The following is a 19,544-nucleotide window of genomic DNA, read 5'->3' as shown; positions in this document are numbered from 1 at the left end:
CGCGGTGAAGCGTGATGGCGACGCCGGCGAGGCGGCTGCGGCAGGCGAACCCGAAGCGAACGGCTTCAGTGCGCCGACGGCGCAGCGGGCGCGTCTCCGAGCGTCGGCATCGATTCCGACAGCGTACGTTCCGGGCGGATCCGCAGCGCGGCGACGATACCGATCAGCAACATCGCGACCGAGCCGATGAACGGCACCGTCCAGCTTCCCGTGCGATCGACGAGATAGCCGAACAGGATCGGCGACAGGATCCCCGAGATCGCGGAGCCCGCGTTCATCATCCCGCTCGCGATGCCGGCGTGAGTCGGCGCGATGTCGCTCGGCACGGCCCAGATCGGCCCGATCGTCAGTTCGAGGCACAGGAACGACCCCGACAGGCACAGCGCGACGCCGGCCGTCGAGTGCACGAACGCGAGCGGCAGCAGGCAGGTGAGCGCGCCGGCGAAGCTCGCGACGATCACGCTCTGGCGCGACAGCGCGAGGTTGCCGGTCTTCCGGTAGATCCGGTCGCAGAGCCAGCCGCCGAGCGTATCGCCGACCACGCCCGCGAAGAACACGCCGGACGCGAACAGCGCGGTCGACTTCAGGTTCAGGCCCTGGCCGTTCAGGAAGAAGGTCGGCAGCCACGTGAAGAACAGCCACGCGGTCCAGCCGTAGCAGAAGTAGACGAAGATGGTCGGCGCCATCCGGCGGAACAGCGGCCCCCACGGCGTCGGGCCGGACGGTGCGGCAGCGCGGGCGGCGCGCGCGTGGCCGGTACCCGCTTCGTCGCCGAGCGGATGTTCGCGGAAGCCGACGATCCACCACGCGAGCCACACGAGCGTCACCGCGCCGATCACGAAGAACGCGGCGCGCCACGACAGCCAGGTCATCAGCGCGGCGACGAGCGGCGGCGTGACCGCGTTGCCGAGCCGCGAGAACGAATGCGTGAAGCCCTGCACGACGCCGCGCCGCTCGCGCGGGAACCAGTGGGTGATCGCGCGGGCCTGGGCGGGCAGGGTCGCGCCTTCGCCGATGCCGAGCAGCAGGCGCGCGGCGAACAGCAGCCCGAGGCTGTGCACGAGGCCCGTCGTGAAGGTGGACACGACCCAGATCAGCCCGCAGCCGATCAGCGTGACGCGGGCGCCGAACCGGTCGGCGATCCAGCCGCCGCCGATCTGGCAGATTGCATACGAATACGCGAACGCGGAAAATGCGACGCCGAGTTCGGTATTCGACAGGCCGAGCTCGGCCTTGATCGCGCCGGCCGCGGTCGCGAGGTTGACGCGGTCGACGTAGAGGATGAACGAAAGCGCGCACAGCAGCCACAGGGTGTGGCGCCGTTGACGTTGGTCGTTGGGCATGTGTCTCACTCCATTCTCGTGCGCGGCGTGGCAATGACGCCGCGTTCACTGGCCGGGCCAGCATCGCGCGGCGGCGGAGACACTGTCTAATGAATCTTTGGGATCAATCGATAACCCCAGGTATTCATTCCCGTTTCAGCCGTAGCAGCCGCGGCAGCCGTACCCGACGCAACGAAGCACCACAGGTGAAGAATTGACCGACAACGAAGAACTTTCGCTCCATCAGGAGAGCCGCTTCTGGCAGCTTGCGCCGGTGAAATGGTGGATCCGCGGGCAGGGCCGCGACGGCTATTCGTTCCGGCTGCTGCTGTGGCCGCCGGTGATCGTGTTCGTGCTCGAATTCATCTGCATGCTGTTCGATGCGCTGTACCCCAGCATCGGCATCAGCGCGGTCGCGACGCTGTTCCTCGGCTTCGCCGGATACCACGGCGCGCAGCGCGAATGGCTGGTGCCGTCCGCGACCACCCGCGCGCTCGTGAAGGCACGCATGAAGAAGGCGGCCGAGCGGTTCTCGTCGCTCGGCGTGGGCGCGACCGTGCTCGCGATCTTCGTCGCCGCGACGTCGCTGTCGCTCGTGATGTCGGGTCAGCCGGTGCTGGACAGCGTATCGAAGGACGCCGTGTCGATCTTCATCGCGCTGGTGTTCCTGCCGGTGTACGTGTCCGGCGCGGTGCGCAAGCTGGCGATCGCGCGGATCGAGGAGCTGGAGGCGCTGCGCAATGCCACCGTCGGCACCCGCCTGAAATTCGACCGGGCCGGCGCCGTGCGCGCGGTCGTCGTGCAGGGCGCGGCCGGGAAAGGGACGGTGTCCGTGCTCGAGTACACGGTGCTCGGGTTCAACCCGCCGCTCGAACAGGTCGGGCGCGAGCCGCGCGCGTGAGCGCGCAACGTCGGACGTAAAGTCGGCGTTTCAGGCCGGAAAGCGCTCGTGTTCCGGTGCCGGTACGAGGTTGTCGGGCCACTGCACTTCGAACAGCGTGCCGCCGGTGCGGCTCGGCACGCAGACGGCTTCGCCGTGATGCGCATGCGCGATCGCCGCGACGACGGCGAGCCCGAGGCCGCTGCCGCCGGGCTGCGTGTCGTCGGCGCGCCTGAATGCCTTGAACACGTGCTGTGCGAAATCGGCCGGGATGCCGGGACCGTCGTCCTCGACGCGCAACCGGCACATCCCGTCTTCGATGCACGTCTGGATGCGGATCGTGCCGGGCACCGCATGGCGGCGCGCATTTTCCAGCAGCGCCAGCAGCGCCTGGCGGATGCGCACCGGGTCGCAGCGCATGCGCCGCGTGTCGAGATCGAGCACCGGATGCTGGCCGGCGGCCTGCAGCGCAGGCTCGAACATGTCGACCACCGCACGCGCATCCGACGCGAGATCGGCGTCGCGGATCTCGATGCTCAGGTGGCCGCTGTCCGCGAGGCTGACCACGCGCAGATCCTCGATCAGCCGCGTCAGCCCCTCGACCTGCCCGAGCAGGCTGCGGAACTGTGCTTCGTCGGGGGTGAACACGCCTTCGGCGAGCCCCTGCAGGCGCCCGCGCAGCACCGTGACGGGCGTGCGCAGCTCGTGCGCGATCGCCGCGTTCCAGATCGCCTGCTCGTTGGTCACGCGCTGCAGCTCACTGGCGAGCGCGTTGAAGTTGTCGGCGAGCAGCGCGGCTTCATGCAGCGAGCGGTCGCCCGCGACGGCGCGCGCGTCGAGATCGCCGCGCGCGACGCGGCGAATGCTGTCCGTGACCGAGTTCAGCGGCACGAGGATGCGACGCGCGAGATTGACCGCGACCGCGACCGACAGCGCGAGGCCGACCGACGTGGTCGAGACCAGCCACACCCATTCCGGCGCGGTCGGCATCAAGTTCTTCGTGTCGAAATGTGCAGGCCAGTAATTGAACGCGAAGTAGTAGAAGGTGTACGCGGTGAGCACCATCAGCAGTGTCACGCCGAATGCCATCCCGGCCATCGTCAACGCGATCTGCCGGCTCAGGCCATCGAGCTTCATGTTCAGCTCCAGAGCTTGTAGCCGACGCCGCGCACGCTGACCGGCACGCCCTGCACGCCGAGGTCGTCCAGCTTCTTGCGCAGCTTGCTGACGTGGCTGTCCACCGTGCGTTCCAGTGCGTCGCCTTCCGGCAGGCAGGTGGCCATCAGCTCGGCGCGGCTGAACACGCGCCGCGGCGCGCGCGCGAGCTGCGCGAGCAGCTTGAACTCGGTGAGCGTCAGGACGAGTGTGTGCCGTTCGCTGCCCACTTCGAGCGTGGCTTCGTGGTGTTCGAGATCGATCTCGAACGGCGCGACCCGCAGCACGCGCTGTTCTTCCTGGCGCGAGCCGGCCATCGAGCGGCGCAGTACCGCTTGCGCGCGCGCCACGACTTCGGCGGGATTGAACGGCTTCACCACGTAGTCGTCGGCGCCGATGCGCAGGCCGGTGAGCTTGTCGATGTCCTGGTCGAGCGCGGTCAGCATGATGACGGGCGTGTCGCCGCGATGACGGATTTCGGCGAGCACCTTCCAGCCGTCGACGTGCGGCATCTGCACGTCGAGCAGCACGAGGTCGGGCTTGAGCTGCAGGTGCAGTTCCAGTGCGCGGCGGCCGTCGGCGGCGTGCACGGTGCGCAGGCCGCCGCGCGCGAGATAGGCGGTCAGGATCTCTGCGATCTCGGGTTCGTCCTCGGCGATGAGGACGAGCGCCTGGGCGTCCTGGCCGGCGCTGGAAAGGGTCGGGAGATCAGGCAGGGCCATTCGTGTGAGTCCATCGGGGTTTCCATCGAGCCGCCATACTACCGCATGGGAAATGCCGCCGAACAAAGGCCGGGCGGCGGCGCGCGGCGCACGGCATCAGCGGATTGCTTCGAAGGCGGGGCCTTGCCGAAACCTTTCGGCCGGCTCGCGATTCAACGGGGTTGCATGCCGGCGCCGCGTTACGCGCGGTCGCGCTTGCCGTGCATCACCATGATGGTTTGCTGCATGACCGCGCACAGCGTTTCCTCGTCGCCGCTGACGGCGAAGACTTCCGCCTTGGTGACGATCAGCGTGCGGCCCGGCCGGATCACCTCGCCACGGGCGATCAGCTTGTCGCCCGCGGCAGGTGCGACGAGATTGACCTTGTACTCGACGGTCAGGACCGACGCATCGGCAGCCACCGTGGTCATCGCCGCGTAGCCCGCGGCCGAATCGGCGATCATGCCGACCACACCTCCGTGGACGAAGCCGTGCTGCTGCTCGATGCCCTGCCAGTGCGGCACGTGGATTTCGGTTCGTCCGACGTCGATCAGCGGCATGCTGGCCTGGATCAGGCGCATCGCGTGCTGCTTGTCGAAACTGGCGGCGACGGATTCGATGAAGTTCGGGTTGAGGACGTCGGTCATGGCGTGTCGAGCGCGGTGGGCAGGGGCGGAGGCGGGTCGCAAACGGCTGGCGGGGCGTTCCGGGAGCGTAACGCAAAAGGTATTCCGTTCGCCTTAGAATCGGCTTTCTCGTCTTCGGCGCCTATCCGATGCTGATGCTCACCGTCCACCCGCTTTCCGCCGAGTCGGCCAGCGACCGCGCCGACGTCCGGCGCGTCTTCGCCGAAGCGCCTTCGTACACGCAACGCGTCGAAGGCCGTTTGCCGACCGAGGCAGACGTCGACGATTTTTTCGCCGGCAAGCCGGCCGCCAAGGACGCGGCTGACAAATCGGTGTTCGGCGTGTTCGTCGACCGGCAGATGATCGGCTGCGCGGATGTCATCCGCGCCTATCCGAGCGACGACTGCATGTGGATCGGCCTGCTGTTGCTCTCGGAAGCGCATCAACGGCGTGGTTACGGGAAGACTTCGCTGGGGTTGCTCCTCGACATGGCGCGTGAATGGGGCTTTCGCACGGTGCAACTGGCGGTGATCTCGACCAATCCTCGCGCCCAGGCATTCTGGCAGCGCGAAGGCTTCGTGGAGATTCGGCGCACGGTGAATCCGAGATTTACCGGCGACGTCATCGTCATGCAGCGCCCGATCCGTTAGCGCTCACTTCCCGATCCACGGAAACGGTGGCCCACCACAATTCACCCAATGAATACCCCCGGATTCAGAAAATAAAGTTTGAAAATGTACCCCCGCCGCCTATGCTGAATCCCTCTGATCTGGCGGGCATGCGATGGCTGAACTTTTTCTGGTACGGCACGGGCAGGCGTCTTTCGGCACGGACGACTACGACCGTCTATCCCCGGCGGGCGAGCAGCAGAGCGTCTGGCTCGGCGAATACTTCGCACGGCAAGAGCTGACGTTCGACCGCGTGATCTGCGGCACGCTGAACCGCCACGCGCAGACGGTCGACGCGATCCTGCGCGGGATGGGCCGCGAGGGCGTGCAGGTCGACCGCCATCCCGGCCTGAACGAATACGACTTCCACGGCCTGTTCGCCGCCGCCGCGCACGACTACCCCGAAATCGCCCGCCTCGCGGCCGGCTCGATGAAAGAGCATTTCCGCGCGCTCCGGCAGGTGCTGCAGCTCTGGTCGGAAGACAAGCTCGGCGATTCGGCCCCCGAGACCTGGGCACATTTCCAGCAGCGCGTGTCCGATGCCCGCGCGGCCATCCGCCACGGCGGCGGCCAGCGCGTGCTGGCGGTGAGCTCCGGCGGCCCGATCGCGGTCACCGTGCAGCAGGTGCTGGCCGCCCCGCCGTCGAGCGCGATCGCGCTGAACCTGCAGATCCGCAACAGCAGCCTTTCGCAGTTTTTCTTCAACGCCGATGCATTCCATCTCGCGTCGTTCAACGGCATCCCGCATCTGGAGGATCCCGAACGACACGCGCTGCGAACCTACGGCTGACCCACGAACGACACGCGACGATGACGAACCCTACCCAGCAACTCGACGTAGCCCGCCTCACGCGCTATCTGGAAGCGCACGTGCCGGGCTTCGAAGGCCCGGTCGACATGGAGAAGTTTGCCGGCGGCCAGTCGAATCCGACTTTCCTGCTGCATGCGAAGAGCGGCCGCTACGTGCTGCGCCGCCAGCCGCCGGGCGAACTGCTGAAGTCCGCGCACGCGGTCGACCGCGAATTCCGCGTGCTGAGCGCGCTGTCGGGCACCGCGGTGCCGGTCGCGCGCCCGTATCACCTCTGCGAAGACCGTGACGTGATCGGCAGCATGTTCTACGTGATGAGCTTCGAGGACGGCCGGATCTTCTGGGATCCCGCGCTGCCGGAACTGCCGAAGGCCGATCGCGCGGCGTGCTACGACGCATTGCTGCAGACGATGGCCGCGTTGCACGACGTCGATGTCGACGCAGTCGGCCTCGCCGACTACGGCCGCCCCGGCAACTACTTCGAGCGTCAGATCGGCGTGTGGACGAAGCAGTACCGCGCGGCGGAAACGGAGCGCCTCGACGCGATGGAGACGCTGATCGACTGGCTGCCGAAGGCGTGCCCCGAGGACACGGGCCGGCCGACGCTGGTGCATGGCGACTTCCGGATCGACAACCTGATGTTCGCGCGCGACAGCTACCGCGTGCAGGCCGTGCTCGACTGGGAACTGTCGACGCTCGGCAATCCGCTCGCCGATCTCGCGTATCTCTGCATGTGCCTGCGGTTGCCGTCCGGTGGCCAGGTGCGCGGGCTCGCGGGCCAGGATCGCGCCGAACTCGGCGTGCCGGACGAAGCGGCGATCGTCGCGCGCTATTGCGAACTGCGCGGCATCGAGCCGATCCGCGACTGGCACTTCTACCTCGCATTCAGTTTCTTCCGGCTCGCGGCGATCGCGCAGGGCGTGAAGGCGCGCGCGCTGCAGGGCAATGCATCGAGCGAACAGGCGCTGCGCGTCGGCGCGATGGCCGGGCGGCTGGCCGAGATGGCCGTCGGCGTGATCGACGCGCATCGCTGAGCGGCGGCGGCACGACAACCCAACAATGGAGGAGCACAGCAACATGGCAACGAATCTGTTCGACCTGACGGGCAAGATTGCACTGGTGACGGGCGCGAGCCGCGGCATCGGCGAGGAAATCGCGAAACTGCTCGCGCAGCAGGGCGCGCACGTGATCGTGTCGAGCCGCAAGCTCGACGACTGCCAGGCCGTGGCCGACGAAATCGTCGCGGCAGGCGGCCGCGCCGAGGCGCTGGCCTGCCACGTCGGGCGCCTGGAAGATATCGCCGCGACGTTCGAGCATATCCGCGGCAAGCATGGTCGCCTCGACATTCTCGTGAACAACGCGGCCGCGAACCCGTATTTCGGGCACATCCTCGATACCGATCTCGCCGCTTACGACAAGACGGTCGATGTGAACATCCGCGGCTACTTCTTCATGTCGGTCGAGGCCGGCAAGCTGATGAAGGAACACGGCGGCGGCGCGATCGTCAACACGGCGTCGGTGAATGCGCTGCAGCCGGGCGATCGGCAGGGCATCTACTCGATCACGAAGGCGGCCGTCGTCAACATGACGAAGGCGTTCGCGAAGGAGTGCGGGCCGCTCGGCATCCGTGTGAACGCGCTGCTGCCGGGGCTCACGAAGACGAAATTCGCGGGCGCGCTGTTCGCCGACAAGGAGATCTACGAGACGTGGAAGGCGAAGATCCCGCTGCGCCGCCACGCGGAACCGCGCGAAATGGCCGGCACCGTGCTGTACCTCGTGTCGGACGCGGCGAGCTACACGAACGGCGAATGCATCGTCGTCGACGGCGGCCTGACGATCTGAGCGCGCGATGAAGATCGACAGCTATGCCGGGCAGGCCGTGATGATCACCGGCGCCGCGAGCGGCTTCGGCGCGTTGCTCGCGAGCGAACTCGCCGCGATGGGCGCGCGGCTGGCGCTCGGCGACCTGAACGGCGAAGCGCTCGAACGCGTGGCTGCGCCGCTGCGCGCGGCCGGTGCCGACGTGATTGCGCGGCGCTGCGACGTGCGTGTGGAAGCGGAGGTTGCCGCGCTGGTGCATGACGCTGCCGGGCGTTTCGGCCGGCTCGACGTCGGCATCAACAACGCGGGCATCGCGCCGCCGATGAAGGCGCTGATCGACACTGACGAAGCCGATCTCGACCTGAGCTTCGCGGTGAACGCGAAGGGCGTGTTCTTCGGGATGAAGCACCAGATCCGCCAGATGCTCGCGCAGCGCGAAGGCGTGATCCTGAACGTCGCGTCGATGGCCGGGCTCGGCGGCGCGCCGAAGCTGGCGGCCTACGCGGCGTCGAAGCATGCGGTGGTCGGGCTCACGAAGACGGCGGCCATCGAATACGCGCGCCACGGTATTCGCGTGAATGCGGTGTGCCCGTTCTACAGCACCACGCCGATGGTCACCGACAGCGATCTCGGCGACCGCCAGGACTTTCTCGCGCAGGGCTCGCCGATGAAGCGGCTCGGCCGGCCCGAGGAAGTCGTCGCGACGATGCTGACGCTGTGCGCGAAGGAAAACACGTATCTGACCGGGCAGGCCGTCGCCGTCGACGGCGGTGTCTCGGCCTTCTGACGAAACCGAACGAACGGAATCGAGGAGTCGATCATGGACTTTGGCTATACCCCGAAAGTGGAAGAACTGCGTAGCCGCGTGCGCGCATTCATGGACGCGCACATCGTGCCGCGCATCCGCCAGTGGAACGAGGAAGTGCACGCGGGCCAGTATCCCGTGTCGTTCATGGAGGAACTGAAGGAGCGCGCGAAGGCGGAAGGGCTGTGGAACCTGTTCCTGCCGCACCTGAAGGACGACGAGCCCGGCACGGGCCTGACGAACCTCGAATACGCGCCGCTCGCCGAGATCATGGGGCGCGTGAGCTGGGCGTCGGAGGTGTTCAACTGCAACGCGCCGGACACCGGCAACATGGAGCTGCTGCACATGTTCGCGTCGCCCGAGCAGCGTGAGCAGTGGCTGAAGCCGCTGCTGCGCGGCGAGATCCGTTCGGCGTTCGCGATGACGGAGCCTGATGTGGCGTCGTCGGATGCGACGAACATCACGACGCGTATCGAGCGCGTCGGCAACGAGTACGTGATCAACGGCCGCAAGTGGTTCATCACGAACGCCGCGCATCCGAACTGCAAGATCTTCATCGTGATGGGCAAGACCGATCCCGAGGCCGCGTCGCACCAGCAGCAGAGCATGATTCTCGTGCCGCGCGACACGCCGGGCGTGACGATCGTGCGCAACATCACGGTGGTCAATCACTACGCGCCGGAAGGGCACTGCGAGATCACGTTCGACAACGTGCGCGTGCCGGCGAGCAACCTGCTCGGCGAGGAAGGCAGCGGCTTCGCGCTCGCACAGGCCCGCCTCGGGCCGGGCCGCATCCACCATTGCATGCGTTCGATCGGCGCGGCCGAGCTCGCGCTGGAGCTGATGGTCGACCGCGCGCAGTCGCGCGTCGCGTTCGGCAAGCCGCTGAACCGGCACGGCACGGTCGGCGAATGGATCGCGCGCTCGCGCATCGAGATCGAGCAGGCGCGCCTGCTCGTGCTGAAGGCCGCGTGGATGATCGACAAGGTCGGCGCGAAGGCCGCGCGCAAGGAAATCGCGATGATCAAGGCGCTGGTGCCGACCGTGTACACGGACGTGTGCGACCGCGCGATGCAGGTGTTCGGCGCGGCGGGGTTGAGCCCCGATACGCCGCTCGCCGACCTCTGGACCTGGGGCCGCGCGCTGCGCTTCGCCGACGGCCCGGACGAGGTGCACCTGCAGGCGATCGCGCGGATGGAAATCAAGGACGGCGAGCCGGGTTCGACGGCCCCGTACCTGACGCCGCCGCTGCGCGCCTGAGCGTCGCGCCGGGATGCGCAGGGCCGTGGACGAACGGGCGGCGCACGCCGTAAGATGCCGGCAAGGAGATCCGGCGATGCGCCTTTCGAAGATTGACCTGAACCTGTTCGTCGTATTCGACGCGATCTACACCAAGCGCAACCTGACGCGGGCGGCCGAAGTGCTGAATCTCACGCAGCCGGCCGTCAGCAACGCGCTGGCGCGGCTGCGCAAGACCCTGAACGATCCGCTGTTCGTCAGCACGCCGGCCGGGATGATGCCGACACCGCTGGCCGAGAACATCGTCGGCCGTGTGCGCGAGGCGATGCAACTGCTCGATTCGAGCGCGCACGAAGGCGACGTGTTCGATCCGGCGTCGTCGACGCGCGTGTTCCGGATGAGCATGAGCGACCTGACCGAAGCGCTGCTGCTGCCCGCGCTCGGCGAACTGCTGCAGACGCATGCGCCCGGCATGCACGTGCGCAGCTACACGATGGACCGCCGTGAAGTCGCGACCGCGCTCGCGAACGGCTCCGTCGACATCGCGATCGACGCGCCGCTGATCGGCGATCCGCACCTGCACCAGGCGCTGCTCGTGCGCGACCGCTATGCGTGCATGATCCGCGACGATCATCCGTTCAAGGGCGACACGCTCACCATGGACGACTACCTTGCGATGGGGCACATCCACGTGTCGAGCCGCCGCAAGGGCAGCGGGCACGTCGACGCGGAACTGACGCGCCTCGGCCTGCGCCGCACCATCCAGATGCGCGTGCAGCACTACATGGTCGCGCCGCTGATCGCGATGCGCGGCGATCTCGCGCTGACGGCACCGCTGCGGCTGCTGCAGCGCTATCCGGCGCGCATTCTCGAACTGCCGTTCGAGATGCCGGCCCTCGAGTATTTCTGCTACTGGCATCGCAGCGCGGATCAGGATCAGGGCAGCCGGTGGCTGCGCGAGCAGCTGATGATGCTGATGGGCGGGATCGGCGAGCCGCAATGATGCGCACGCGGCGGCCGGGCGTTACTTCGACGTGGCGCGGGGAAATGGAATTTGTGAGACCCCGGCATTTTCTGTGAGATTGAAAACGCGGAGTTGATGAGATTGCCGCGACCCAGGCAACGGGTCGCATCGCGCTGTAGCGGCCAACCACCAAAAGGGGCGAGTGAAGCAAATACGAGCGCGCGAGGCGGATAGCGAGGAACGGCGCGTGAGAACTACAGGCGCTCACTCCCCGCACTATACAAGGGCATTGCGCTGACATAATGCATTGCAAACTTGTCAGCCCCTGCGCTCGAAAACTGCGGACAGGAATTTCCGATTAGATTTCGATTAAGACTTGGTATTTGGCGCTAACGATGAATCATCCGAGTATCCAAGGACAAATATCTCGGCACCCGATGAGCCCGGATTCGCAGAAGAGCTTTCGACCCATATCCAATCTACAAGAACTGGTGGCATTCCAACAGTTGAATTTACATTCCAGTAATTTTCCCAATGAGTAAATCGCTCATTGAACGGAGCTGCTCGGCTTTTTTCTGGAATCTTTGTTATGTCTTTCATTGCAAGTCCGTTTGAAATGTGCTCCTTTAATTCTTTGATGCCTTGCGCGGCGGGGCTAACGATATTTCCACGAACAATTGGCGAGGGAATTGAATCCAACATTCGACGTAGGTCAGATTCAAATTTTGGCGCATCTTTACCCTCCATCTCGACAATCGGTAGGTAGGCAACCAGTTGCAACGGATTGGCGAGTGCCTGCGGTCTTGGTTTTCCCTCCTGCATAAACGACGGGTCAATGTCGGCAATTACCATCGCCTGTTCCGTCTCGCCAAGAGCATCGGAGCGACGATTATAGTAAATCCCTTTAGACCAACCGGCATACGGGGTAACGTTGGCATCGTGGTGAACGGCTTGCCCTCCGCCGTTCCAGCTATTGCGCCCGATAAAACAGCTTCCCCCTACCGAGGACTTATCTACGGCGTTGCAGAAGACGGTAGTTGCACCACCGGCCAACAAGGCGGCCTGACCAAAAATCCAATAATCCGCTGATCGTGTGGTCATTGCCGGCACGACAAGTATTGAGCGACGCTTCATCTCCCCCGACGGATCGAAGATGCCGAGATATTTAGAAACGCTCTCGATGTCCTCCCTAACATAACCCATCGCGGTCGTATCGTCCAAGTTCGAGCCAAAGCGGCGTCCCAATTTGAGCAGTTCGGCGGCAAGCGTGTGATGATTGGCGAGACTCATCGGAAGAAAGAGTTCCGAGCAAACAAATTCCGCAATACATTCGAGATGTCGCAGCTTACTGCCGTAATGAAGGATTTGCTGCGCAGATACCGGCTCTTGAGCGGCCACACGAAGACCGCCCTTTGATCGATTATTCAATTCCTCCAAGAGCAGTGAAGTTGAATAAAGCGGTTGCAGTGGCTCGAATGGCGGATTAAAGATCTCTGCAGCTGCAAGAGAAGGGTACTTCTTACGCCTCGAAAATGTGCAGACTACACGCTCATCTCTATCCAAATCCAATGGAGACAGAAGAGTTAGCATGGAACTTTGCTCTCCTGAGATATAACTTCCCCTGCTTGCTTTACCAGCTAGTGACGATGGTTCAAAAATTTTCCTATACTCTGTCAAACCGAGGATATCGCGATACGCGCGATCGAAGTTCACGTCTGCCGCGCTGCCATGCAACTTGTAAGTGCCGGCAAGAACCGAAAGAGAGCGGGTCCGTCGTAGTAACTGAGTTTTTAGCCATCCGACGGTGTCAGGTCTAACTGAGTATTCGGGGAGAACAAGAAGATCGACACCGAAGCTTTCGCACGCGGTCAAAGCCTCGGTGAGAAACTGCCGACGGCGATATTCGATCCTGCTATCCTCAACAGCGGATAGCGGTTGAGAGGGCAAGGTGTGCCCGCTCCCACTGAGCTTTCTTCCAGGAGGCCATTGCTTGTTCCACCTATCTGCGTCGATTGCCGGGTGATGATAAGTCTCATTCAGGTCCCACTGCATTAAGGCAATACGCACATGCCCCGGTGATTTAGCGCGTCTCAACTGCCAAGCATTCCGTTGCAAATCGCCCCATTGTTCCCGCCCACGGGTGACCGAGACCCTCGAGACCGTGGTTGAATCACGAGATTGCATCGGGCCTTGTGCCACTTCTTCACGGTTGTCACGAACATTCTCCGAAGCAGGGAGTTCGTGATTGTCGTCATTGATCTGCTTCTGTGCCGCAGGGGAATGATAGGCTGTACCACTCTCGGTCATCACGCCATTGGTTCGATCACTCACGTCATTACGCGAATGTGTATCGGTAATTGCTTCCTGCGGAAGCTCATTTGAGGTTTGAACAGCATCACTAAGTAGCTTGCCTAACCTCGCATCACGCGCGCTGACAATTAGTAGATTCCCTTCCGCATCGCGTGTTTCGTCCCAGATGCTGAGTAGCCGTTTGCCAACCGTAACTCTTTCGGGCTTGGTGCCGCCACTTAGGCGAATCTGCCATGACGCAATTACCCACCTCACACCGTTTGCATCAGTGAAGGCCCGATCTAAAGGCTCTAGTTTCCATGGCGCAACAACTCGAGCAACGTGACGCAATCCAAGATTAGCCTCGATATCGGTAATGACGGTCGCGGCGCCCGCGAACGAAGGCGCGAGCCAATGAGCAATCATAGTGGGACGCTCAAATTCGAAAGGCCAGTTGGGGTCAACATTTCCATCGTCGGCACTTCTGCAAAATTTGGCACTTGAGAGACTGATCGCTAGATCCCTTGCGCGCTCGATCTCGCTAGCCTCCCATTCGCGGATCAATGGCCTCTTTGTTAACCCGCCGAGCAAACCGATTCGACCGGCCAATAGGACCAGCCATCCTAGCGGGGTGATGTTCGCAAACGCTTTCTCCGACGCTCCGTCCCTAACCTTCTCACGGAAAAATTCAGTCAGCAAACTTATCGATGCGTCAGGTCGGTCGAGTAAAAAATCACCTTCCTCTAGTTGCCAAGCCTCAGCAAGATCGCCGTCGTCAGGGAAGGGCCACTCTTCTTTGGTTGGCAACGCTTCTACCGCGAGCAGAATCTCTCGTAGCCACGCCGTTATGGCGGCAATCCGAAGGCCAGCAATCAGGACCGTGAAACTTCGCTCCTGATCTTCGATATGCTCCGTTGCAGGGCGCAATGAAGCAAATCTGTTCGCAAGAACCCAATATGATTCCGGGATGACTCTCGACGTCGATAAAGTATCGACATCGTTTGAATTATCGAGTCGCCCAGCCCAACCGAGGGGAACTCGACTAATTACCTTTGTTGCAACTTGTTCAAGAAACGCGGCGACCATACCTGGGCGCTCCAAAGGGAGATCGCGCATAAGGCGCGCATGCATCCCCGCCGTTTCTGTTTCACTAGATAGTACGTATGCGATTGCTGCTCGAGCCTCACCGTCACGAGGGTACTTTCTCAGCAATTCAAGCGACCGCGCGATCGTAGCGGGTAGGTGCTCTTGGCCTGGTTGCGATTGCAACGCATGCCCATTAGCGTATGTTCCGCGGAGCTTACGTAGCACGTTCCGCAGCAAATGCGTTGCTGGGTCGAGACTTTCCGCCGCATCTTGGTCGCTTACAGTGCTCGGTCCTAGCGCTGCATATTGGTCTAGATCTCGCCGAAACCCAAATAGATCTGACAGAAGAACACCGGTGCGCCAATGGTGGCCATAAAGCTCCGGTACGTCGTACGTCCTCAACCCACGTACGCCATTGCGTATAAAAGCAAGTCCGTCAAGAGACGAGCGCTGGTATCGCGGAGATAGTAGTGTCAGCCGTAATCCAGTCCCGTCAAAATCGTTCGGGCGAACATTGACTGTTAGATAGGGCCAGGCCGCAACGAACTCCGTTTCACCGGCCTCCCTGTCGGTGCTGTCGTGGTGATTCAATCTCGCTATCGACTCATATGCGTCTGCCACCCACGCGAGAGTTTGAGCGGTCGCAGGTAATGCCGGCGGCTGCAGCAGGGCATTGATGGTTGGCACGGGAGGATCCCATGAGGCTCTGAAAGTCTGAAGTCCACTTGCCCCTTGCATCTGTTGCCAATCCAAAACTAACTCTTGTACATCACCGTCCGCGGACGCGAGCCTGAAGCCCGGCAGCCGACTGTCTTCACCATCGGATTCGGGAAGAGTCATCCACCACACGGCTGATATTTTGGTCCATTGGGCGTCCGTTGCTGCGTGGGAAACAAGCAGTAAGCCTCGTGCAGGAACGCCCGGAAGGGGCGGAAGAGGTAGTTTCTGTTCACCATCCTGCAGCAAATGCCCGCGTTTCGATAGTAGATGTGCAAGCTGTTGTCTCGGAGCAATTGCTGCCAACGCTTGAAGAGACAGCAGGACTATCTCGCCGTCTACCATGCCATTCTCTGCCACTCCAAATGGGTCGACTTCCTGCGGTAAGAGACCTTGCAAAACTGGCAGAAACTTATCTGCTTTCACGGAAAAATGTGGAGCACTATCGTCGTGGAGACGCCGCTTCATCCGTTCCAAATCGCCTGCAAACGACGACAATGGGTCGACATCTGAGTCGTCCGATGCGGTGCCAAGCTCAACTATCGCACGATGTAACCATTGAAAACTTTCGCTTAGTATGTTCCATTCGGATGCGCCGCCTGCAGTGACGACTGCGCCCGTGGTACTTCGCCCCCATGTTTCGGCATCCGTGATGAGCGATCGCCGTAACGAAGCTTGCAACGCAATTCCAAGCGGTCGCATTAGAGGGTGGGTGGATTCGTCGGCAGCACTGGCTAATTGGCCGTCATCAGTCAGCCGTACCGCCTTCCAACGCATACATATGACGCGTTGGAAGAACATGCGGCGCAACCGCTGGATTCCGTAGCCCCAGCCGGGCGGCGCCCCGTCTTGATCGACTTTATCAAAGAGCTGTACAAACTCCTTCGAACGTACTACACGCGCTAGTTTCGCGATGCAACGGATGCGCTCGGCCTCTTCCTCTGGGGTGAGACCAAATTCGACGCGGTTCGCCCTTTCCAAGAGATTTTCTAGGCCCTCGAGCGCATGGAATGCCGGGTCGTCCCAAGACACTTGAGTATCGAGAATGAAGGGGGAATCGAAGCATACCGCTCCCCAAATCTTCCAGTAGCTTGAAACGACATCTTGTGCGTTGTATTCCTCGCGTCCTAATGATTGGGCAGCTTGATACCATAGCCAACGCGAAGCTTTCGCTAGTTCCGCCGGCCTAAGGTCTTCCGCCCGTAAAGCCGTAAAGACCTGATTTTGGATTGTGTCGGCTGGCAATGTATACAGACGAGAGTCTCGAAGTAACTCCAGCGAGGTTTGTCGCCGAGGACTTTCCGTTTGCCACATATCCCAGCCTGCATCGCCATCACCGGATTCAAGCAAAACAGCCTCTTCTCGCGGTCCAGAAGCAGGCAATGCGCGACCGGAAGTCAGGTGTTGAAGAAACTCTGCTGTTGACATCGGCGCGAAGCTTTCTTTCGATACCAATTCGAGTTGAAGCATGCGAGTGACGCCCTCAGCCGCAGCCCTCAAGAAATCGAGTACCCCCTGACTATCCGCCAAGAGCACCACATCGTCGACATATCTTGCATAGCCGGCTCGAGTCACTCCGTCACGATTGAGCTCATTGCGCTTCGCTCGCATCACTTCATCGAGCCGAAAGAGAATGACATTTCCTAACCAGGCCGACAGAACTGGTCCCTGCGGAATTCCCTTTTCCGAATCGGACCGAACGGAATTTCCAGTATTCGGATGGTAATAATCGAACCCGAAGCTTTGGTCGAGTAAGAAATCGATAATTGCGCGTTGACGCTCCCCCTGTAGCGCACCAGGCTGAAAGAGGGGGGCGAACGAATCACACCCGTCGCCAAGGCTTTCGTATCCTGATTCGATGCATCGGGTCAAAACATCCTTGGCAACGAGCCGTTTTATGTTGTCGTAATACCTCTTCAGATCGAGTCGGACCATATGGACGTGACTCATCTCTCCACCCTGCCTCAACAACGAGGAGATGAATTCCTTCCAGCACTCAAAATACGGTCGGAACATCCCCCCTTCACCCGGGGGCTTACGACCTTCTACAGCGTCCATGTCGACTTGGTAAGCGAAGCTTATCGTCTCACTTTGCTCAACTCCTTCTGTTTCCCCTGTGGTGCGAGTGTGATTGAGCGATCGGTAATAGCGGACTGCTGGAATATAATTGCTGAATTTGGTTGCGGTCCCATAATCCAGTCGTTCTGTCAACAATTCGTTCATTACGTACTGTTGAACGACAAGATCTTCGGGGCAAGGCATCGCCTTCAACCGGGCCTCGTCTTTACCAAAGCCTCTGGACACGAAAACAGCGTCGAATGGCTCTATTGGCTGGAACTGGGCCTGCCGGAGACGACTTGCAAAGCCTTGGTTGAAGGCAGTCGCTGCCAGCGATATGCGTCGCCACGCCGCGATGTCCGAAAGTACCTCGCCCTTATTGGCTCCCGATTGAGCAAGTTCCCGTGCGATATTCAACCGAAGAGCTGCCTCTTCTGGCGACCGGAGAGCCGCATACCCCCGCGACGGGACCGGATTCCTCAGATACCTCAATAAATCTTGGCGCCATTTTTCCTCTGGTGCGGGCTGTGACACCCCGACAGTTAACACGCGATCTACCAAGCCACCAGCGATGCTCTCAAGAAGAACAGCCAAACGATACTTTGCCCCGAGCGGAATGGCTTCCCACCGATTTTCCACCAGGATATCTAACGGAGGTACATTGAGGCGTTCTGCTAGGAATGCCACGGCAACAGGGTGAGTCGAGTGATCGAGGAAGGCGAGTGCAGAATCTCGGTCTTCAAATTGCCTCAGAATCTCATCTGGGTCCTTGGGTGACGAGGTCTCGCCAGCCTGAATGTCCAAAGGCCAGATAAACCCCATTTCCAGATGGACGTCCTTATCGAGTTTGAGTATTAAGTCGATAGATGCGGCAGCACCCTTCAGACCAGCACCATCCTTGTCAAGGAAGAATCGTACTTGCAGCGGATTCAGATCCGGCAACGTAGCAGCGAACTCGACAATCAGTCGAGCTTGCGCGTCTGATAGTCTCGCGCCAAGAAGGGCGACAGCAGGTAATCCAAGGCTTTCAAGCCTGAGCGCATCCACGAGCCCTTCGCAGACGTACAATATAGGCTTCTTGCCGTCCGCTAGATCGACCTTGACCCTCGAAAATGCAACGTTCGCTCGGTAGAGTACGTGGGATTTAGGCAACCCTGGAGAGTACAGATACTTCGGCGCGGTAGACTCTTTTACTCTGCGCCCCGCAAATCCAAGGAGGCGCCCAGAGACGTCTCTTATTGGGAAAATTACACGACCGTCGTTGAAGAAATCCCTGTACTGACTCCCGAGATCAAGGTGGGTTTCCGCCGCAATGGTCTCTACCTTCTTTCTTTCGAGCCGAACGAGGCCCGCGCTTTCGAAACTGCCCAGCAACTCTCGGAACGAACCGAAGTCTTGCTGACGCGCGCCGAGGTATTTGATGAGGGTCGCTGAATCGGCAAATCCCAACTCTGCAGTAACCCCAGTGTCCTTCGAAAGTTCACGTGACTCTATCCAGTCCTCCAGTGCTATCGGATTAGTCTGTCTGTATATAACAAGCGCACGCTCGAAGGCAGAGGTGCTTGCAAGCGTCGACTCCACCTTACGCTCTTCTTTCGATGACTGAGAGTCCTTAGATACAGCCAACCTGGTCACCGTCGCTGGAGCAAGACCGTAAGCAGAGGCCAGCCAGCGGACAGCGCTCGAAAAATCAACCCCTTTTGCTTGCTTGACAAGTTCGAAAATGTCCCCGTGCGCGTCGCAAACGAAACAGTGAAAGTGTGGCTTGTCGCGTGCCGTCCCCCGATACAGCACCATCGAAGGATCAGTATCGTTATGGAATAGGCACTGCGCAGACACTCGGCCGTTCACTCGCTTGACAGGAATGCCTAGCCGTTCTGCGAGTTCGTCAATCTGAACTGTGTCAGCAAGTTGATCGATCAATCGACGAAAATGACTTCCCGGTTTGGATGGACTCATAGTTGGTATCAAAAATCAAGATTTCTCGACTTTATCACTCTCGCCGTATTAGACGTGCGTGCAATGAGTCACCTGTTTGTTTGTCGTAACAAGGCCGCTCTTGAAGGTTTAATTGTCAGATGTTAAATGTATCGACATCGACTGTGGCCTCTGAGCAACTCACTACGCGCGACGCGCCCTACCTGCTTTGCCTTTCCGAGGGCAATGGGTTCTCATCATTGCTCGATCTCGACCTTCTTGCGTCGCTCGAGAGTGGTATTGATAGTCTCGCCGAGATCGGCTCAATGCTGCCAGGGATAGCGGAGCGGAATCGTTGATTGTCGACTGAGGCTCGACGTTAACACGGATGGATTTCCATCACGTCGGCGGCGAAGCTACTGGGAGTCAAACGCAGTACTGTTTCAGCGTTGATCGAGTAAGGTAAACAGGAGGGCCAGATGCATAAG

General features: G+C 61.3%; 13 protein-coding genes. 8 read left to right on the top strand and 5 right to left on the bottom strand.

All coding sequences use genetic code 11. The annotated features are described in order from the left end of the window. Positions 1–65: 65 nt before the first annotated feature. Positions 66–1,343: an MFS transporter gene (locus tag HAV18_RS11215; RefSeq protein WP_166955540.1), complete on the bottom strand. Its 1,278-nt coding sequence runs from the start codon at positions 1,341–1,343 to the stop codon at positions 66–68. Between the two features lie 193 nt (positions 1,344–1,536). Here HAV18_RS11215 and HAV18_RS11210 point away from each other — a divergent pair, with 193 nt between their 5' ends. After that, a complete protein-coding gene (locus HAV18_RS11210; protein ID WP_166955538.1) occupies positions 1,537–2,223 on the top strand; it encodes a hypothetical protein in 687 nt (228 codons plus the stop codon). Positions 2,224–2,253: 30 nt separating this feature from the next. Here HAV18_RS11210 and HAV18_RS11205 read toward each other — a convergent pair whose 3' ends face one another. From HAV18_RS11205 to HAV18_RS11195, 3 genes are all read right to left on the bottom strand, one after another. Further along, positions 2,254–3,339: an ATP-binding protein gene (locus HAV18_RS11205; protein WP_166955536.1), complete on the bottom strand. Its 1,086-nt coding sequence runs from the start codon at positions 3,337–3,339 to the stop codon at positions 2,254–2,256. A gap of 2 nt (positions 3,340–3,341) precedes the next feature. Beyond that, the gene (locus HAV18_RS11200) at positions 3,342–4,079 is read right to left on the bottom strand and encodes a response regulator (protein WP_407062418.1); all 738 of its coding nucleotides are present in this window, start codon (positions 4,077–4,079) and stop codon (positions 3,342–3,344) included. A 179-nt stretch (positions 4,080–4,258) separates the two neighbouring features. Beyond that, complete coding sequence (locus tag HAV18_RS11195; RefSeq protein ID WP_166955535.1) at positions 4,259–4,705, bottom strand: PaaI family thioesterase; 447 nt, start codon at positions 4,703–4,705, stop codon at positions 4,259–4,261. A gap of 128 nt (positions 4,706–4,833) precedes the next feature. Between HAV18_RS11195 and HAV18_RS11190 the strand changes: the two genes are divergently transcribed. From HAV18_RS11190 to HAV18_RS11160, 7 genes are all read left to right on the top strand, one after another. Next, entirely contained in the window at positions 4,834–5,334 is a 501-nt protein-coding gene (locus HAV18_RS11190; protein ID WP_166955533.1) for a GNAT family N-acetyltransferase, read from the top strand. A 133-nt stretch (positions 5,335–5,467) separates the two neighbouring features. Further along, positions 5,468–6,142 (top strand): histidine phosphatase family protein, encoded by a 675-nt coding sequence (locus tag HAV18_RS11185; protein WP_166955531.1) that lies wholly within the window; start codon positions 5,468–5,470, stop codon positions 6,140–6,142. A 20-nt stretch (positions 6,143–6,162) separates the two neighbouring features. Next, on the top strand, positions 6,163–7,194 hold the full coding sequence (locus HAV18_RS11180) for a phosphotransferase (RefSeq protein WP_166955529.1): 1,032 nt from the start codon (positions 6,163–6,165) through the stop codon (positions 7,192–7,194). 43 nt (positions 7,195–7,237) lie between these two features. Next, positions 7,238–8,002 carry an SDR family oxidoreductase gene (locus HAV18_RS11175; RefSeq protein WP_166955526.1) on the top strand — a complete coding sequence of 255 codons (765 nt, stop codon included), beginning with the start codon at positions 7,238–7,240 and terminating at the stop codon, positions 8,000–8,002. A 7-nt stretch (positions 8,003–8,009) separates the two neighbouring features. Next, a complete protein-coding gene (locus HAV18_RS11170; protein WP_166955524.1) occupies positions 8,010–8,768 on the top strand; it encodes an SDR family NAD(P)-dependent oxidoreductase in 759 nt (252 codons plus the stop codon). Between the two features lie 33 nt (positions 8,769–8,801). Next, a complete protein-coding gene (locus tag HAV18_RS11165) occupies positions 8,802–10,046 on the top strand; it encodes an acyl-CoA dehydrogenase family protein (RefSeq protein ID WP_166955522.1) in 1,245 nt (414 codons plus the stop codon). Positions 10,047–10,122: 76 nt separating this feature from the next. Further along, positions 10,123–11,028: a LysR family transcriptional regulator gene (locus HAV18_RS11160; protein ID WP_166955520.1), complete on the top strand. Its 906-nt coding sequence runs from the start codon at positions 10,123–10,125 to the stop codon at positions 11,026–11,028. Positions 11,029–11,358: 330 nt separating this feature from the next. On the opposite strand, the gene HAV18_RS11155 is transcribed toward HAV18_RS11160, so the two are convergent. Continuing rightward, positions 11,359–19,098 (bottom strand): CHC2 zinc finger domain-containing protein, encoded by a 7,740-nt coding sequence (locus HAV18_RS11155; RefSeq protein ID WP_166955518.1) that lies wholly within the window; start codon positions 19,096–19,098, stop codon positions 11,359–11,361. Positions 19,099–19,544: the final 446 nt, after the last annotated feature.

Origin of the sequence: Burkholderia sp. D-99 (genome assembly GCF_011605345.1) — a bacterium.
Taxonomy (GTDB): Bacteria; Pseudomonadota; Gammaproteobacteria; order Burkholderiales; family Burkholderiaceae; genus Burkholderia.
This window is presented reverse-complemented; position numbering and strand designations above follow the sequence as displayed.

What these genes read in the sequence shown, in the direction of transcription:
- HAV18_RS11205 (WP_166955536.1), bottom strand. Translation starts at nt 3,339, where the DNA reads ATGAAGCTCGATGGCCTGAGCCGGCAGATCGCGTTGACGATGGCCGGG.
- HAV18_RS11180 (WP_166955529.1), top strand. Translation starts at nt 6,163, where the DNA reads ATGACGAACCCTACCCAGCAACTCGACGTAGCCCGCCTCACGCGCTAT.
- HAV18_RS11200 (WP_407062418.1), bottom strand. Translation starts at nt 4,079, where the DNA reads ATGGCCCTGCCTGATCTCCCGACCCTTTCCAGCGCCGGCCAGGACGCC.
- HAV18_RS11160 (WP_166955520.1), top strand. Translation starts at nt 10,123, where the DNA reads ATGCGCCTTTCGAAGATTGACCTGAACCTGTTCGTCGTATTCGACGCG.
- HAV18_RS11170 (WP_166955524.1), top strand. Translation starts at nt 8,010, where the DNA reads ATGAAGATCGACAGCTATGCCGGGCAGGCCGTGATGATCACCGGCGCC.
- HAV18_RS11195 (WP_166955535.1), bottom strand. Translation starts at nt 4,705, where the DNA reads ATGACCGACGTCCTCAACCCGAACTTCATCGAATCCGTCGCCGCCAGT.
- HAV18_RS11155 (WP_166955518.1), bottom strand. Translation starts at nt 19,098, where the DNA reads ATGAGTCCATCCAAACCGGGAAGTCATTTTCGTCGATTGATCGATCAA.
- HAV18_RS11190 (WP_166955533.1), top strand. Translation starts at nt 4,834, where the DNA reads ATGCTGATGCTCACCGTCCACCCGCTTTCCGCCGAGTCGGCCAGCGAC.
- HAV18_RS11165 (WP_166955522.1), top strand. Translation starts at nt 8,802, where the DNA reads ATGGACTTTGGCTATACCCCGAAAGTGGAAGAACTGCGTAGCCGCGTG.
- HAV18_RS11185 (WP_166955531.1), top strand. Translation starts at nt 5,468, where the DNA reads ATGGCTGAACTTTTTCTGGTACGGCACGGGCAGGCGTCTTTCGGCACG.
- HAV18_RS11215 (WP_166955540.1), bottom strand. Translation starts at nt 1,343, where the DNA reads ATGCCCAACGACCAACGTCAACGGCGCCACACCCTGTGGCTGCTGTGC.
- HAV18_RS11175 (WP_166955526.1), top strand. Translation starts at nt 7,238, where the DNA reads ATGGCAACGAATCTGTTCGACCTGACGGGCAAGATTGCACTGGTGACG.